Below are 15,188 nucleotides of genomic sequence, written 5' to 3'. Positions count from 1 at the left end.
CGTCACGGGGTGAGCCGGTCACCGCGCGGGCGTGCGGCCACCTCCCGCTGAGGTGACTCGTCGGCGAGCGGCCGGGCCGTGGCCAGGCCCGCAAGAAGGCCCGCGCCGACCGACACGGCGGTGAAGCTGAGCGCGTTGCCGACCGCGGCGATCGCGGCGAGTCCCGTGAGGGCCGCACCCGCAGTGAGCACCACCGGCGTGGGCCGCGGGGAGCGCCACAGCCCATGCAGCACCCAGCAGAAGGACGCCCCCAGCAGGACCACCCCGACGACGCCCTGTTCCGAAGCCTGCTGGAGCAGCGCCGAGTGCGGCTTGCCGTCCGAGAGCAGGGTCCGGCTCGCCGCCGTGCTCAGTTCACCGAAACGCTCCGGGCCCACGCCCAGCACTGCGTTGTGGTGCGCCATGTGCAGGGCGTCCTGCCACAGCTGGACGCGGTGCTGGGTGAGCGGGCCGTCCAAGGACGTGGTCAGTCCCTCGGGCAGCGAGTTTCCCGCGACGGCCCAGGTCAGACCGGTGACCAGGGCCGCGGTCAGGGCGAGTCCGGCGATGCCTGCTGCCCGACTGTGCATGCGGCCGGCAGCCAGCGAGCACAGCAACACGGCGGTACAGATGACGAAACCGCTGGTCGAGCCCAGGACGGCCGCGGTCACGGTGATGCCGACCGCCAGCGCTCCCATGGCGAACCGCCCGGCCGGTGAGCCGGCGGCCCAGGCCGCGCAGCACGCGGCGCCCACGCACAGGGTGAGCAGCGCGGCGGTGGCACCCGCGTGTCCGAGCGGTGCCACGATCTGCGGCCCCGGGGCGAGGTGGGGTACGGCCACCGCCAGGCCCAGCCCGGCCAGCGCACCGGCACCCGGCGCGGCCACCGGCAACAACGCCCCGCAGATCCGCCCCACGGCATAGCCGGCCGCGACGGCCAGCACCGCGAGCAGCACACCCTCCGGGCGGCCGTCATGCATGGTCGCCGTGACCAGCGACCAGGTGGCGCACGCCCCGAGGACCACCACGCCCACCGCGTCAGAAACGTTTCGTCTCTCGCCGACCTCCCCAGGACCGGCTTCGGACGTCATCTCTGTGGAACCCACCCCGCCCCCCGAACCGGACCGAAGCCCCCCGACCTCGAACGACCCAGGCCGCCGAGGCCGTGACCGGCCGAGCGACTATGGCTGGGCACACCGTAACGGCTGATGGACGTTTTGTGGATGAGTTGGACCGAGTTGCGCAGGAACGATGCTGCTTCCGTGCGGACCGGCGCCCCCTGGCGTCCCGCGGACCGCGCTGTCCGTGTCAAGGTCACGCGCCGTACACTCCCGGAGTGACCGTCACCGCAACCTCCGTGGACGAGTCGGACCAGTTGCAGCCGCAGGGCGCGCCCGCATTGCGCGCGGCGCGCCTCGTACGCTTCGTTCCGGCTCTCGCCGCGGCGCTCTCCGGAGTGCTGCTCTACGTCAGTTTCCCGCCCCGCACCCTGTGGTGGCTGGCCCTTCCGGCCTTCGCCGTCTTCGGCTGGGTGCTGCGCGGCCGCACCTGGAAGGCGGGCCTGGGCCTCGGCTACCTCTTCGGCCTCGGCTTCCTGCTGCCGCTGCTGGTGTGGACCGGCGTGGAGGTCGGCCCGGTGCCCTGGATCGCCCTGGCGGCGATCGAGGCGATGTTCGTCGCGCTGGTGGGTGCGGGCGTCGCCGCGGTGTCCAAGCTTCCCGCGTGGCCGGTGTGGGCGGCAGCGGTATGGACAGCCGGCGAGGCGGCACGCGCGCGCGTGCCGTTCAACGGCTTCCCCTGGGGCAAGATCGCATTCGGTCAGGCCGACGGTGTCTTCCTGCCACTGGCCGCGGTGGGCGGCACCCCGGTACTCGGCTTCGCGGTCGTGCTGTGCGGCTTCGGCCTCTTCGAGGTCGTACGCCTCGCCCTGGATGCGCGGCGCACCCGGGCCGTCCAGCGGTCGGCCGCGGCCGTCGCCCTGCTGAGCGTGGCCGTCCCGGTGGTGGGCGCGGTCGCCGCCCGTTCGCTGGTCAGTGACAAGGCCGAGGACGGCTACGCGACCGTCGCCCTCATCCAGGGCAATGTGCCGCGCTCCGGGCTGGAGTTCAACGCCCAGCGGCGCGCCGTGCTCGACTACCACGCCCGCGAGACGAAGCGCCTGGCCGCCGAGGTCAAGGCCGGCAAGACGCCCAGGCCGGACTTCGTACTGTGGCCGGAGAACTCCTCCGACGTCGACCCCTTCGCCAACGCCGACGCCTACGCCGTCATCGACAGCGCGGCCAAGGCGATCGGTGTGCCCATCTCGGTCGGCGGCGTCGTCGCGCGGGACGGCAAGCTGTGGAACGAGCAGATCCTGTGGGACCCGAAGAAGGGCCCAACCGACACCTATGACAAGCGGCAGATCCAGCCGTTCGGGGAGTACCTGCCGCTGCGCTCCTTCATCGGTGCGATCAACAGCAACTGGACCTCGATGGTGCGCCAGGACTTCAGCCGGGGCACCAAGCCGGGCGTGTTCAGCATGGACCACGCCAAGGTCGGCCTGGTCACCTGCTACGAGGCCGCCTTCGACTGGGCCGTACGCTCCGAGGTCACCGACGGGGCGCAGCTGATCTCCGTGCCGAGCAACAACGCGACCTTCGACCGCAGCGAGATGACCTACCAGCAGCTCGCCATGTCCCGCGTCCGTGCCGTCGAACACAGCCGGACCGTCACCGTGCCGGTCACCAGTGGTGTCAGCGCGGTCATCATGCCGGACGGGAAGATCACCCAGAAGACCGGCATGTTCGTCCATGCCCATCTGGTGCAGAAGGTGCCGCTGCGCTCCTCCGAGACGCCCGCCACCCGGGTCGGCATCCTGCCGGAGATGGCCCTCGTGCTGGTCGCCGCAGGCGGAGTCGGCTGGGCGATCGGAGCCGGTGTCCGCGGGCGACGCGCCCGGAGCGTGTAACCGTACGCCCGGCGCACGCACCATGACGTGCGCCGGGCCCGGGACACCGGCCCCTTAGGGTCGGTGTCATGCCAACTCCTGACTTCATCCAAGAGATCCGGGCCTCCGCAGGCCACCAGCTGCTCTGGCTTCCCGGCGTGAGCGCCGTCGTCTTCGACGACCAGGGCAGAGTCCTGCTCGGGCAGCGTGCGGACAACCACCGGTGGGCACTGATCTCCGGCATCCCGGACCCCGGTGAGCAGCCCGCCGCCGCGCTCGTGCGCGAGGTGCAGGAGGAGACCGGCGTCCGGGTCGCCGTCGAGCGGCTGGTCTCGGTGCGGTCCGGACGGCAGGTCACCTACCCCAACGGCGACACCTGCCAGTTCATGGACCTCTGCTTCCGCTGCCGCGCCATCGACGGCGAGGCCCGGGTGAACGACGACGAGTCCCTGGCGGTCGGCTGGTTCGCGCTGGACGAGCTGCCGGAGATGACCGACTACCACCACTTCCGGATCAAGCAGGCCCTCTCCGACGAACCCACATGGTTCGAGCCCATGAGTTCCGAGTGAAGTATGGGTGGTGAGCACATGTGGGGAGGCGGGGCTGCTGCTTAGGGTCGAGACATGACCCCGCCCAGCGACCTCCCGGCTCCCCACGCCCCCTCCCTCGACCTCGGCGGCCGCACCGCCCTCGTCACCGGCGCTGCCGGTGGCATCGGCCGCGCCTGTGCGCTGCGCCTCGCGGCCGACGGGGCCAAGGTGAGAGCGGTCGACCGGGATGCCGAGGGCCTGGACACGCTGGCCGAGCAGGCCCGGGGCCTCGCGGGCACAGTCGAACCGCATGTCCTCGACCTCACCGACCTCGACGCCGCCGAGCCGGCCGCCGCGGGCACCGACATCCTGGTCAACAACGCCGGGCTGCAGCTGGTGCGCCCCATCGAGGAGTTTCCGCCCGAGGTCTTCCACACCGTGCTCACCGTGATGCTGGAAGCACCCTTCCGACTCATCCGTGGAGCGCTGCCCCACATGTACGGCCAGGGATGGGGCCGCATCGTCAACGTGTCCTCCGTCCACGGACTGCGCGCCTCGGCCTACAAGTCGGCCTATGTGGCCGCCAAGCACGGTCTGGAGGGCCTGTCCAAGACCGCCGCCCTCGAAGGCGCACCCCACGGTGTCACCTCGAACTGTGTGAACCCCGCCTATGTGCGCACCCCCCTCGTCGAGAAGCAGCTCGCCGACCAGGCGCAGGCGCACGGCATCCCGGCAGAGCGCGTCCTGGCGGAGGTGCTGCTGCAGGACAGCGCCGTCAAACGGCTCATCGAACCGGAGGAGGTCGCCGAGGCCGTGGCCTATCTGTGCAGCCCTCAGGCCTCCTTCGTGACCGGCACCTCGCTCGTCCTCGACGGTGGCTGGACCGCGCACTGACCAGCCCCGCGTCCGGGCGGGGACGAGTTATCCACAGGCCTGACGGGGCGGGCGTGGATTGAGGAATCCTGTGAGCATGTCTCGCGATCACGTGCAGTCCGCCGAACGCACCGGCGCCGAAGCGGCCGGGGCGGCGCTCGGCGATGCCGAGACGCCGTTCCTCGAGCTGCTGGCCAGGGGCGCGTCCGCCGACGCCTACGAGCAGCCGGTGCTGCTGGCCCGCGCCGAGGGGCGGCCTGCCGAGGCGATCGCCGCGCTCGAGAACGCCAAACTGCTCGCGCTGCGTGTGCGCGCGGAGCTGGAGGGGCGCCGCCGCCGCGAGGCCGAGCTGTCCGCGCTCTTCGAGACCGCGCACGACCTCGCGGGCCTGCGGGACCTGGACGCCGTACTGCAGGCGATCGTGCAGCGCGCCCGCTCCCTGCTCGGCACCGATGTCGCCTACCTCAGCCTGAACGACCCGGTGCGCGGCGACACCTATATGCGGGTGACCGAGGGCTCGGTCGCCGCACGCTTCCAGCAGCTGCGGCTCGGCATGGGGGAGGGGCTCGGCGGTCTGGTGGCCCAGACGGCCCGCCCGTACGTCACCGACGACTACTTCAAGGACGACCGCTTCCAGCACACGAACACGATCGACAACGGTGTGCGCGACGAGGGCCTGGTCGCCATCCTCGGCGTGCCCCTGATGCTGGGCCACCACGTCATCGGTGTCCTGTTCGCGGCCGACCGGCGAGCCCGGGTCTTCGAACGGGAGCAGATCGCGCTGCTCGGCTCGTTCGCCGCGCTGGCCGCGGCCGCCATCGACACCGCCAACCTCCTCACCGAGACCCGCTCGGCCCTGGCCGGCCTGGAGCGCGCCAACGAGATCATCCAGGACCGCAGCGCCGTCATCGAGCGCGCCTCCGACGTCCACGACCGGCTCGCGGAGCTGGTCCTGCGCGGCGGCGGGGTCCACGACGTGGCCGCGGCCGTCTCCCAAGTCCTCGACGGAACGGTCGAGTTCACCGAAGCCGCCGACGCACCGGCAACACCCCTGGAGGCGTCCCGCGCCGAAGGACACGCCGTACGGCATGAGGACGACTGGATCGCCGCCGTGGCCGCCGGCGGCGAACTGCTCGGCGCACTCGTCCTGCGCGGCCACCCCGGTCTCGACCCCGTCGACCAACTCACCCTGGAACGCGCCGCGATGGTCACCTCGCTGCTGCTGCTCGCCAGACGCTCGGCCGCCGAGGCCGAACAGCGCGTCCGCGGCGAGTTGTTGGACGACCTCCTCGACGCCCGCGACCGCGACCCGCGTCTGCTGCGCGAGCGCGCCTCCCGGCTGCACGCCGACCTCGACGCCACCCACGTGGTGCTGGCCGCCCGACTCGACGCCGCCGCACCCGACGCCGACCAGGAGGCGGCCGCCCGCCGCCGCCTGTGGTCCGCCGCCTCGCACCTCGCCGCGACCCGGCACGGCCTGGCCGCCGCCCGCGACGGCGGCACCGTCCTGCTGCTGCCGCTGGCCCCCGGCGACACCGCCACCGACCTGGCTCGCCGCACTGCCCACCAGCTGGGCACAGCGGTCCACGAGGCGGTCACCGTCGGCGCCTCCGCCCCCGTCCGGGACCTCGCCGCCCACCCCGACACGGCGGCCGCCGCCTACGCGGAGGGCCGACGCTGTCTGGACGCCCTGCGTCTGCTCGGCCGCCCCGGTGACGGTGCCGCAGCCGAGGACTTCGGCTTCCTCGGCCTGCTGCTCGCCGGGGACCGGGACGTCACCGGCTTCGTCGAGCGCACCATCGGCGAGGTCGTCGCGTACGACGAACGACGCGGCACCGACCTCGTGCACACCCTCGACGCCTACTTCACCTGCGGCATGAGCCCCGCGCGCACCAAGGACGAACTGCACGTCCACGTCAACACGGTGGCGCAGCGTCTGGAGCGCGTAGCCCGCCTCCTGGGTGACGACTGGCAAGACCCCGCCCGCGCCCTGGAGATTCAACTCGCCCTGCGCTTGCACCGGTTGTCGGCCCGCGCACAGCACTGACCCCCGTACGCGAGGCGTACGGGGGCAGACTGACGGCGAGTCACACGGTGCGCGCGTCCGCCGACGGGGCCGGCGCAGGCTCCGCGCCCGCGGACGGTTCCACCTCGGCCAGGTCCCGCTGACGGGTCTCCTTGGCGAGCGCCACCGCGAGGACCGTCAGGACGGCCGCGCCGATGACGTAAAGGGCGATCGGGGTGGAGCTGCCGTAGTCCTCCAGCAGCGCGGTGGCGATCAGGGGTGCCGGGGCGCCCGCCGCGACCGAGGCGAACTGGGCGCCGATCGAGGCTCCCGAGTAGCGCATCCGGGTCGCGAACATCTCGGAGAAGAAGGCGGCTTGGGGCGCGTACATCGCACCGTGCAGCACCAGACCCACGGTGACCGCGAGGATCAGGTTCCCGAAGCCGCCGGTGTCGATGAGGGAGAAGAAGGGGAACATCCACAGCCCGACGCCGACCGCGCCGAGCAGATACACGGGACGCCGTCCGACGCGGTCCGACAGCGCGCCCCAGGCCGGGATTACCGCGAAGTGCACGGCCGATGCGATCAGCACCGCGTTGAGCGCGGTCTGCTTGGAGACGCCGGCCGATGTGGTGGCGTAGACGAGGATGAACGCGGTGATGACGTAGTAGCTGATGTTCTCCGCCATGCGCGCGCCCATCGCGACCAGCACGTCCCGCCAGTGGTGGCGCAGTACGGACACCAGCGGCAGCTTCTCGGCCTCCGCACTTCGGTCGGCCTTACGAGCCTCGGCCTGCGCCAACGCCTGCTGGAACACGGGCGATTCATCGACAGACAGACGAATCCACAAACCGACGATCACCAGCACGCCGGAGAGCAGGAACGGGATCCGCCAGCCCCAGGACCCGAAGGCGTCGTCTGTCAGCACGGCCGTCAGCAGGGACAGCACCCCGGTGGCGAGCAACTGCCCCGCGGGCGCACCGGTCTGCGGCCACGAGGCCCAGAAACCCCTCCGCCGGGCGTCCCCGTGCTCGGACACCAGCAACACGGCGCCGCCCCACTCGCCGCCCAGCGCAAAGCCCTGAATCAGACGCAGAGTTGTCAGCAGCACGGGCGCGGCTGCTCCGACCGTCGCGTGCGTGGGCAGCAACCCGATCGCGAACGTCGCCCCGCCCATCAGCAGCAGACTCAGCACCAGCAGCTTCTTGCGTCCGATCCGGTCGCCGTAATGGCCGAAGACGAGTGCGCCCAGCGGGCGGGCGGCGAATCCGACGGCGTACGTCAGGAAGGAAAGCAGCGTGCCGACCAGGGGGTCGGAGTCCGGGAAGAACAACTTGTTGAAGACGAGCGCGGCGGCAGAACCGTAGAGGAAGAAGTCGTACCACTCGATGGTGGTGCCGATGAGGCTGGCGGCGACGATGCGACGGAGGTTCGCAGGTGGTGGGGGAGCGGTGGTTCCGGAGGCCATGTGCGCCACTTCCTCGTGTGCGGTGGGGACGGGTACGTGTTGGCACACCGTAGAAACATGCAGGTCAGGCGCACATGTGGTGGGGCAACATAGTTCGGGGCACGGCTATGCGTCGAACCACCATGCCCGTTCGCGGAGCGGCGGCTATCAAGCTTGGTGAGGGGCGAAATAGGTGCCGTCCGGGAAGCGTAGTTGGGGATGATTTGGTGGTGGCGTGCTGACTCCCGTGCTGACTTGGTGCTGACTACGCTCCGTAGAACTCGGGCATCGGGGGCGGATCGGGCCACTAGGCAGGTTCTTCGTCTGCTCGTGGTACACAGTCGGCCCCTTGCTGACCTGAGGCAATGAGGGGAAGGGGCTGATGTGGAGCCCAGTTAGGGCTTGCCCGGAATCAACACGTCGGTTTGGTCTTGGCTTTGTCGGGGTCGAGGAACCTGATGATGTCTTCCCATGTGCGGAAACGGGCTGTTGAGGCTGGGAGATGGACACCGTGGGCTTCCAGGAGCGGGCGGACGTCTTTCACTGCGCGGCTGATGGTCATGGCGGTGGTGTTGAAGAGCTGGCCCAGGAGGCCCATAGTCGCGAGTTTTCGCAGGTGGAGAGGTTGCGGGCGGCGCTATGCCGGGAGGATGAGGTATCCGATAGCGGTGGTCTGACGGCCGAGGAACGGGCTCGGCGTGAGCAAGTCCGGCTCGCAGCAGCTGATCTGATCGAGGCTGGGGCCAGTGACCGGGAGGTGGCCCGGCGGTTCAGGGTGACCCGGAGTGTCGGCGAACCGCTGGCGGCGGGCGGAACGGAAGCTGGACCGGTCCCGGTGCGTGGTCGATTCCTCGCACGTCAGGGCTTTAAAAGGGGGAGCCACACGGGCCCGTCGCCGGTCGACCGGGGCCGGACCGGTTCCAAGCACCACCTGATCACCGACGGGCACGGCACCCCGCTGGCGGTCATCCTGACCGGCGGCAACCGCAACGACGTCACCCAGCTTCTGCCTCTGCTGGATGCCGTCCCGCCCGTCCGCGGCCGGGTCGGCCGGCCCCGCCAAAGAGCGGTGACGCTCTACGCGGACCGCGGCTACGACCACGACAGCTACCGCAGGCAAGTCCGCGCCCGCGGCATCGTGCCCGCCATCGCGCGGCGCGGAACCGGACACGGCAGCAGCCTGGGCGTCTACCGGTGGGTGGTCGAGCGGACCTTTGCCTGGCTCCACGGCTTCCGTCGGCTGCGTGTGCGCTGGGAACGACGAGCAGACATGCACGAGGCATTCCTCAAACTCGCCTGCTGCCTGATCACCCACCGACAACTGAACTCATTCTGTTAGCCGCTGTTAGTGGAAGGCGTCCGACCAGTAGAAGGCGTTGTCGCCGTATCCCTGGGGCACACCTGAGGTGAGCACACCGAACCAGTCGCCCATGTCGGCCAGCAGCCCCTTGAAGGACGACATTACGGCGGACGTCAACTCGTCCAAGATCTGTGCGAGTTGTTGGGACAGGCCACCCGTGAGCTGGGAGGCGAGCTGTGTCGCGTTGTCTCCTCCCACACCTCCCGCACCCACTCCACGACCTGACGGATCAGGCAGCCCTTCGTGTCCGCGAAGTCCGGCAGTAAATAGAACAGGTCGGGCCCGAGCGAGCCGAGAGCGAGGTAGTTGCGCCAGGTGTGACAGATCACGCCGAGTTCCTGGGCATCCGCCGGATCGACGCCGAGACCCGGCGGCACCGAGCCAGATCGCAGCCGTTCGGCGGTGTCCTGAGCGGCCTGCAGGTGAACGTACCAACCGGGCAGGGGAGTTCAGCCTAGATACCCGGACAGGCGGTCGCCCACTTTGAGATCCGCGATGCGGATCGGGCAACTGGCGGTGTCGGCGGAGATGTCGGTGGCCTCGCAGTAGGCACGCAACTCCAACGCTTCGCCCTGCCCGAGGCCCGTCACACCGAGCCAGTGCGTCAGGCCGTTGCCGGGGCCCGAGACCACCCGGACGTTGTGGTGCCTGATACGCAGCCGGTCAGTGGGCTGGCCCCACGGCGCCTCGACCCACGAGCCGTCCTTCGGGACGTCCCAGAATCCGCTGGGGTTTATGTCCGGGTGCCCGACCATCTCCACACCGACAGGAGTGTTCGGGATCAGGAACTCGATGTAGATCATGGCTGTCCCGAAGTACACGTTTGTGTAGGTCTCGTCGGGTGCCAGGATGTCGATGTACATCTGCACGGGGACTTCTGGATTGTCGAGAGGCTTGAGCCCCGTCGAGCCTACGAACAGAATCTTGGACTTGCAGTCGGGGTTCTCTTTGACATACGTGGCCACGGGATGGCTCCCTTCGAACCAGGGCACGCTTACGGGGCCCTGGACACATCTGGAGCGAAAAACTGGGCGGCTCTGGGGCCCGAGGTCCCAAGAGCGAGCGACCCGGCTTCGGCCATTTCACAAAGCCGTCTCAATAGGACACGAGTTCATTCAAACACCGGTCTTGTCGCCCCGCCACTGGAGCCTGCCATCATGGGTGAGTTGATCCCGTTCTCTGAGCTGTATGGTGCTGGGATGAAGCTCCCATGCCGGGTCAGTTCAGCCCGGCGCCGACCAACTGGCCCGAACGCTTTACGCGAACTACTTGTCCGGGCGAAGCCGGCACTTGTGTAGTAAGCAAGCCCATACCTGCTTGACGCGCTCTCGGGTGGGTCCGTGCCCGGCGCCGTTGAGAGGCGAGCAGCCGGGCAGTGAGTTCTGTCTCCAGCTGGGCGGGATGGGGGAGTTCGCTGAGCGTGGAGCGGCCGGAGTCCCTCAGGTGATTGGCAGGTCCGGCGAAGGCGGCCAGGACTTCTGACGGCGCCCACCACGCGTACAGGCCCGCTGTGGTCAGCAGCGCGGCGATCCTGCACCCCAGGGTATGCGGCTTGGCGAGCAGGTCGGTCTGCGCCTGCAACACGGTTGCGCCGAGCATCGGCGCACCCCAGGGGCGGCGGAGCCGACCCGCACCGCCGCCTCCCCGCACCTGGATGCCGGCCTTCAGTCTTCCTTACCCGGCCTGAACTTCACCAGAATCCAGGCGGCGGCGACCTTCGGGCCGCTGCTCTCGGGGCCCACCACGTGCTCGGCACCCCCCCGTTCGGATCTCACGGCCTCCGGCTGGCACACCACGTAAGCGCAGTCGCAGCGGGATGGGACACGCACGTACCGTTTTCCATGGCGGCCCACCTCATCCTGAGGCCGCCCGGACCGACGGACCGGCAAGGCCCTTGCACCTGAGCCGCTCTTCACCGTCACGGCAGGCAATGTGGCGCGCCCCCGTCTCGTACCCGGCGTTCGACGGGGGTCGGCCAGACTCGCGCGACGGGCCCGGCCGACCAGTGGACAGAGCGCGCGAAGACCGGTTTACGCCTCTTCTCGTCCCGGCAGGACGGGTATCTACAAGAGCATGATCCGATCCGGCCTGTCGCCCGACGCTCGCCTGTGCGTGCATAGACCGGGCGGGCCCGCCGCGTCCGACACGCTCCCCCTGGTCTGCGGGCGAGACGACCCGCTGTCCGTCCGGCAGGCTGTCATTCTTGCGGGGGGAAGGGGCAGTCGGCTCCTGCCGCTGACCCGTGAGCGGCCCAAGGCGATGGTGGAGGTCCGCGGGGTGCCGATCCTTCGGCACCAACTCGACTGGCTGGCTGGTTGTGGTGTCGAACGCGTCGTGGTGTCTGCGGGACATCTGGCCGAAAGCATCGTCTCGTACCTCGACTCCCTGCCGTCTCCGCCGCGGACCGAGGCAGTGGTCGAGAAACGGCCGCTGGGGCGCGGCGGTGGACTACGCCGGGCAGCACGGGCCCTGCCGTATCCGGGGGAGCCGTGGTTCGCCCTCTACGGGGACATCTGGACGTGTTTCTGCCTGGGCGGGATGCGCGCCCATCACCTGCGCGGTGGCGTCGCGGCGACCGTGGCGCTCGCCGGTCCCGGCCTGCCCGGCAGCGCGGTGGCCTACGACGAGCTGGGCCGGGTGACAGACCTCGCCCCGACCACCCCGGGGCCGGTCCGGGTGAACGCCGGTGTGTACCTGTTTGCCTGGCAGGTCGTCTCTCTCCTTCCCGAGGAGGGAGATCACGCCGACAGCACACTGCCCCTACTGGTTGGCACCCGTCAGCTGGCCGGTTACGCGATCGACGCGCCCTGGCAGGCGGTGAACACCCCGGCGGACGTGCTCAGGCTGGAACGCGATCTCGCCACCCGACGGGCTACCCGTCAGGCTGTGGCCGAGTGACCGCAGGACAGGCATGGTCAGGTGAATTCCGGGGAGGGCGCGGTATGGATGTGTCGCCGGTCGGGGTGTGGAGTACAGCGTTCACTCACGGTGATCCCGATCGAGCGAGGGCTGCGGCCTGCGAACTGGAGGAGCTCGGCTACGGCACGTTGTGGCTGGGCGGCATGCCCGGCGGTAACCCGAGCGGGGACCTGCACAGCAGCCTCAACCTCCTCACGGCGACCCGACACGCGATCGTAGCCCCCTCCTGCGTCTCCGTCTGGAACCTTCCGCCCGGTCGGCTCGCCGCCGCCTACCAGGGGCTTCCCGCACCTTATCGGCGACGGACGCTGGTGGGCCTGGCCGTCAGTCACGCCGAGATCGCCGCGGCCTACCAGCGCCCCTATACGGCGATGTCCGCCTACCTCGACGCGCTGGACGCGTCCGCCGGCCCGCTGCCGAAAGCCGCGCGGATCCTGGGCGCGCACCGGCCCCTGATGACCCAGCTCGCCGCCGACCGGGCCGCTGGAGTGCAGCCCTACCTGGTCCCGCCGTCCCACACGGCCCGGGCACGAGCGGCGCTGGGGGCAGGGCCGCTCCTCGCGCCGGTGCAGACGTCCGTGGTGGACACCGACCCGGTCACGGCCCGTGCCACGGCACGGCGGGCGATCGGTCCCTACCTCACGAAGGCCAACTACGTGCGGACCTGGATGGAGGACGGGTTCACGCGGGACGAGCTCGCCGACGGCGGCAGTGACCGCTTCGTCGATTCCCTGGTGGTATGGGGATCCGCCGATGTCGTCGCGCAGCGTGTCGCGGCCCACCTGGAGGCGGGCGCGGACCATGTCGCCCTCCAGATTGTCACCGACACCCCGCAAGCCTTCCCGCTCACCGCGTGGCGCGCCGTGGCCGAGCGCCTGCCCCGTGCTTAAGAGATCGTCTCAACTGGCTTGATCACTAGGCTGGTAGGCGTGATGGCGATGGTGGAGCGTCTGGTGCCGGACGGGTTGTGGGCGTTGTTTCAGCGGGTGGTGCCGACCGCTCCGGTGCGGCCCCAGGGCGGGGGCCGACGCAGGTATGGGGACCGGCAGGTGCCGGCAGCCATTGTCTTCGTGGCCACGACGGATGTACGTGGCGCCAGCTGCCGTCCGGCTTCGGCCCTTCTGGGCCAACCGCGCACCGGCGGTTCATGGAGTGGAGCCGGGCCCGGGTGTGGGGGCATGCTTCACCGCCTGGTGCTGGATGAGCTGGGCACCCGCGGCGAGTTGGACTGGTCGCGGTGTGCCATCGACTCGGTGAACATGCGGGCGGCGAAAGGGGGGATCTGACGGGTCCGAATCCCGTAGATCGCGGCAAGAAGGGCTCGAAGATCCACTTGATCACCGAGCGGTCCGGTCTGCCCCTCTCGATCGGCATCTCTGCCGCGAACACCCATGACAGTCAGGGACTGGAACCCCTGGTTAGGGGTATCCCGCCGATCCGCTCTCGCCGTGGACCGCGCCGACGGCGGCCTGCCAAGCTCCACGCCGACAAGGGGTACGACTACGACCACCTGCGACGCTGGCTCCGCGGCCGGAACATCGTCCCGCGCATCGCGCGCAAGGGGATCGAGTCATCGCAGCGGCTGGACCGCCACCGTTGGACCGTGGAGCGGACGGTGGCCTGGCCGGCCGGGTGCCGCGGACTCCACCGTCGCTACGAGCGCAAGGCCGAACCCTTCCTTGCCTTCGCCGGGATAGCCGCAACTTTGATCTGCTACCGCCGTCTCTCCCGCCTGAAGTGATGCTTACGTATTGGCCCCTCGTGCCGTGACCTGCCAGCGGTCGATCACCTGGCGGTCTTTGACGACCAGCAGGTCATCGGCGAGATTCACCGGCGTGCAGATGTGGTTGGGGACGACAGAGACCACCGCCCCAAGGCATGGCCCCCTCACGCCTTCCGGAAGGCGGACCACGGCGTGGTGCTCCCACAGCCCCGTGATGGATCCCTGCGGGAACTGAGGCAGGTAGCCGTGGCCTGTCACCCAAGGCGACCGGTCGGAGCCGAGGACCTTGCTGCCGACGTCCAGCACGAAGCGGTCCGGGGCGGGAACGCTGATCACCGTCGCCGCAGCGACCAGCGCCAGGTCCTCCACCCCACAGGTGCCGATGGCCAACTGGGTGGCGTCATTGAAGACGTAGACACCTGGCCGCAACTCGTTCACTGCGCCCGGCTGCCACTGCCCCACCGTCGGAGTCGACCCGCCACTGACCACATGGACGCCGAGCCCGCGATCCCGCAGCACTTGGGCGGCCTGGCCCAGCGTGCGCTCCTCGTCTCGTGCGGCGCGCTCACGTGCCCGCGCGTCGTGACCGTACCCGTGTCCCGGGAACGTGAACACGCCCGCAACAATGAGTCCCGCGTCGGCGGCCGCCTTCCCAACCTCACCAGCTACTTGGGGCTGTACTCCTGTGCGACGGCTGCCGCTGTCGACCTCGACAAGTACCTCGACGGGCCGGTCGCTGCCGCGCACGGCGTTCCCCAGCCGCTGCGCGGCTTCGACCGACTCCACGCCGACTCTCAGGGCAACGCGGTCAGCCAGTCGGCGCAGCCGCTGTGCCTTGTCGGCATCGAGCCACACGGGGTACGCGATGAACAGGTCGTCCACGCCGACCCGGGCAAATGCCTCGGCTTCGCCGATCGTGGCCACCGACAGCCCGCGCGCGCCAGCCTGAAGCTGAAGGTCCCCGATCTGTGCGCACTTGTGGGCCTTGGCGTGCGGACGCAGGGCAAACCCTTGAGCCCGCGAAGCCTCGGCCATGCGCGAGATGTTGCTTTCCAACACGTCCGAATCGACCACGAGCGCCGGCGTAGCCAGCCCATCGGGCAGCAGCATCGCCATCTCTTGCCTCCCGCCATGGAACACGTCGAGATGATCATGGCAGGTCGGCAGACGAGGGCCACAAAGCCATCGCCCCAGGTCATACGCAACCAATCGAGACGACCTCTAAGTGAGCGTTTGATTCTGATATCGGATGGTTCGCGCGGGTTTTCAGGAGTCAGGTCGAGCACTCAGCGAAGCGATTCGCCGGAAACATCACTTCCGCGGCAATCGATAGAGCCGTAATGCGCCGGTTTCCTTACGAGTGCTCCTGTCTCATTTGAAGATTTACCGGTACACGCCGCTTTGAGAACGCACGCTCCCGTGCACC

The 15,188-nt window shown here is 69.7% G+C and carries 12 protein-coding genes and 4 pseudogenes; 9 read left to right on the top strand and 7 right to left on the bottom strand.

Features of this window, described 5'->3' with window-relative positions; genetic code table 11:
- Window positions 1–2: 2 nt before the first annotated feature.
- Entirely contained in the window at window positions 3–1,070 is a 1,068-nt protein-coding gene (locus ACWDAG_RS10590; protein ID WP_450695213.1) for an O-antigen ligase family protein, read from the bottom strand.
- A gap of 245 nt (window positions 1,071–1,315) precedes the next feature.
- Between ACWDAG_RS10590 and lnt the strand changes: the two genes are divergently transcribed.
- From lnt to ACWDAG_RS10570, 4 genes are all read left to right on the top strand, one after another.
- Window positions 1,316–2,926: an apolipoprotein N-acyltransferase gene (lnt, locus tag ACWDAG_RS10585; protein WP_450695212.1), complete on the top strand. Its 1,611-nt coding sequence runs from the start codon at window positions 1,316–1,318 to the stop codon at window positions 2,924–2,926.
- 68 nt (window positions 2,927–2,994) lie between these two features.
- Complete coding sequence (locus ACWDAG_RS10580) at window positions 2,995–3,474, top strand: NUDIX hydrolase (protein ID WP_450695211.1); 480 nt, start codon at window positions 2,995–2,997, stop codon at window positions 3,472–3,474.
- Window positions 3,475–3,528: 54 nt separating this feature from the next.
- Window positions 3,529–4,329, top strand: coding sequence for a 3-hydroxybutyrate dehydrogenase (locus ACWDAG_RS10575; protein WP_450695210.1), 801 nt, complete (start codon window positions 3,529–3,531; stop codon window positions 4,327–4,329).
- A 76-nt stretch (window positions 4,330–4,405) separates the two neighbouring features.
- On the top strand, window positions 4,406–6,355 hold the full coding sequence (locus ACWDAG_RS10570) for a helix-turn-helix domain-containing protein (RefSeq protein ID WP_450695209.1): 1,950 nt from the start codon (window positions 4,406–4,408) through the stop codon (window positions 6,353–6,355).
- A gap of 40 nt (window positions 6,356–6,395) precedes the next feature.
- On the opposite strand, the gene ACWDAG_RS10565 is transcribed toward ACWDAG_RS10570, so the two are convergent.
- Both ACWDAG_RS10565 and ACWDAG_RS10560 read right to left on the bottom strand, forming a co-directional pair.
- Window positions 6,396–7,781, bottom strand: coding sequence for an MFS transporter (locus ACWDAG_RS10565; RefSeq protein ID WP_450695208.1), 1,386 nt, complete (start codon window positions 7,779–7,781; stop codon window positions 6,396–6,398).
- Between the two features lie 391 nt (window positions 7,782–8,172).
- Window positions 8,173–8,382: pseudogene (locus tag ACWDAG_RS10560) on the bottom strand (ISAzo13 family transposase); the annotation flags it as partial.
- A gap of 3 nt (window positions 8,383–8,385) precedes the next feature.
- Between ACWDAG_RS10560 and ACWDAG_RS10555 the strand changes: the two are divergent.
- Window positions 8,386–8,572 (top strand): annotated as a pseudogene (locus tag ACWDAG_RS10555) (helix-turn-helix domain-containing protein); the annotation flags it as partial.
- Window positions 8,567–9,099, top strand: a pseudogene (locus ACWDAG_RS10550) (IS5 family transposase); the annotation flags it as partial. The pseudogenes ACWDAG_RS10555 and ACWDAG_RS10550, both read left to right, overlap by 6 nt.
- Window positions 9,100–9,105: 6 nt before the next feature.
- Here ACWDAG_RS10550 and ACWDAG_RS10545 read toward each other — a convergent pair.
- The 3 genes from ACWDAG_RS10545 to ACWDAG_RS10535 all read right to left on the bottom strand — a co-directional run bounded on the left by ACWDAG_RS10545 (window position 9,106) and on the right by ACWDAG_RS10535 (window position 10,085).
- Window positions 9,106–9,237, bottom strand: a complete 132-nt coding sequence (locus ACWDAG_RS10545) for a hypothetical protein (RefSeq protein WP_450695207.1) — start codon at window positions 9,235–9,237, stop codon at window positions 9,106–9,108.
- On the bottom strand, window positions 9,234–9,449 hold the full coding sequence (locus ACWDAG_RS10540) for a hypothetical protein (RefSeq protein ID WP_450695206.1): 216 nt from the start codon (window positions 9,447–9,449) through the stop codon (window positions 9,234–9,236). The genes ACWDAG_RS10545 and ACWDAG_RS10540 overlap by 4 nt, the downstream gene beginning before the upstream one ends.
- Before the next feature lie 120 nt (window positions 9,450–9,569).
- Window positions 9,570–10,085: a hypothetical protein gene (locus ACWDAG_RS10535; RefSeq protein WP_450695205.1), complete on the bottom strand. Its 516-nt coding sequence runs from the start codon at window positions 10,083–10,085 to the stop codon at window positions 9,570–9,572.
- A 1,108-nt stretch (window positions 10,086–11,193) separates the two neighbouring features.
- On the opposite strand from ACWDAG_RS10535, the gene ACWDAG_RS10530 reads away from it, so the two are divergent.
- The 3 genes and pseudogenes from ACWDAG_RS10530 (at window position 11,194) to ACWDAG_RS10520 (ending at window position 13,780) form a co-directional block, all read left to right on the top strand.
- Window positions 11,194–12,018: a nucleotidyltransferase family protein gene (locus tag ACWDAG_RS10530; protein ID WP_450695204.1), complete on the top strand. Its 825-nt coding sequence runs from the start codon at window positions 11,194–11,196 to the stop codon at window positions 12,016–12,018.
- Between the two features lie 44 nt (window positions 12,019–12,062).
- The gene (locus ACWDAG_RS10525) at window positions 12,063–12,929 is read left to right on the top strand and encodes a TIGR03620 family F420-dependent LLM class oxidoreductase (RefSeq protein ID WP_450695203.1); all 867 of its coding nucleotides are present in this window, start codon (window positions 12,063–12,065) and stop codon (window positions 12,927–12,929) included.
- A 48-nt stretch (window positions 12,930–12,977) separates the two neighbouring features.
- Window positions 12,978–13,780 (top strand): annotated as a pseudogene (locus ACWDAG_RS10520) (IS5 family transposase).
- Window positions 13,781–13,783: 3 nt separating this feature from the next.
- Here the strand turns inward: ACWDAG_RS10520 and ACWDAG_RS10515 are convergent.
- Window positions 13,784–14,878, bottom strand: a complete 1,095-nt coding sequence (locus ACWDAG_RS10515) for an alanine racemase (RefSeq protein WP_450695202.1) — start codon at window positions 14,876–14,878, stop codon at window positions 13,784–13,786.
- Window positions 14,879–15,188 lie beyond the last annotated feature (310 nt).

Source organism: Streptomyces sp. NPDC001157 (genome assembly GCF_053598255.1).
Note: the sequence above shows the minus strand (reverse complement) of the source record. Positions and strands in the feature narration are given on the sequence as shown.

Coding starts and splice junctions, on each gene's coding strand:
- ACWDAG_RS10590 (WP_450695213.1), bottom strand. CDS start 1,070: ATGACGTCCGAAGCCGGTCCTGGGGAGGTCGGCGAGAGACGAAACGTT.
- ACWDAG_RS10580 (WP_450695211.1), top strand. CDS start 2,995: ATGCCAACTCCTGACTTCATCCAAGAGATCCGGGCCTCCGCAGGCCAC.
- ACWDAG_RS10575 (WP_450695210.1), top strand. CDS start 3,529: ATGACCCCGCCCAGCGACCTCCCGGCTCCCCACGCCCCCTCCCTCGAC.
- ACWDAG_RS10570 (WP_450695209.1), top strand. CDS start 4,406: ATGTCTCGCGATCACGTGCAGTCCGCCGAACGCACCGGCGCCGAAGCG.
- ACWDAG_RS10565 (WP_450695208.1), bottom strand. CDS start 7,781: ATGGCCTCCGGAACCACCGCTCCCCCACCACCTGCGAACCTCCGTCGC.
- ACWDAG_RS10530 (WP_450695204.1), top strand. CDS start 11,194: ATGATCCGATCCGGCCTGTCGCCCGACGCTCGCCTGTGCGTGCATAGA.
- ACWDAG_RS10525 (WP_450695203.1), top strand. CDS start 12,063: ATGGATGTGTCGCCGGTCGGGGTGTGGAGTACAGCGTTCACTCACGGT.
- ACWDAG_RS10515 (WP_450695202.1), bottom strand. CDS start 14,878: ATGGCGATGCTGCTGCCCGATGGGCTGGCTACGCCGGCGCTCGTGGTC.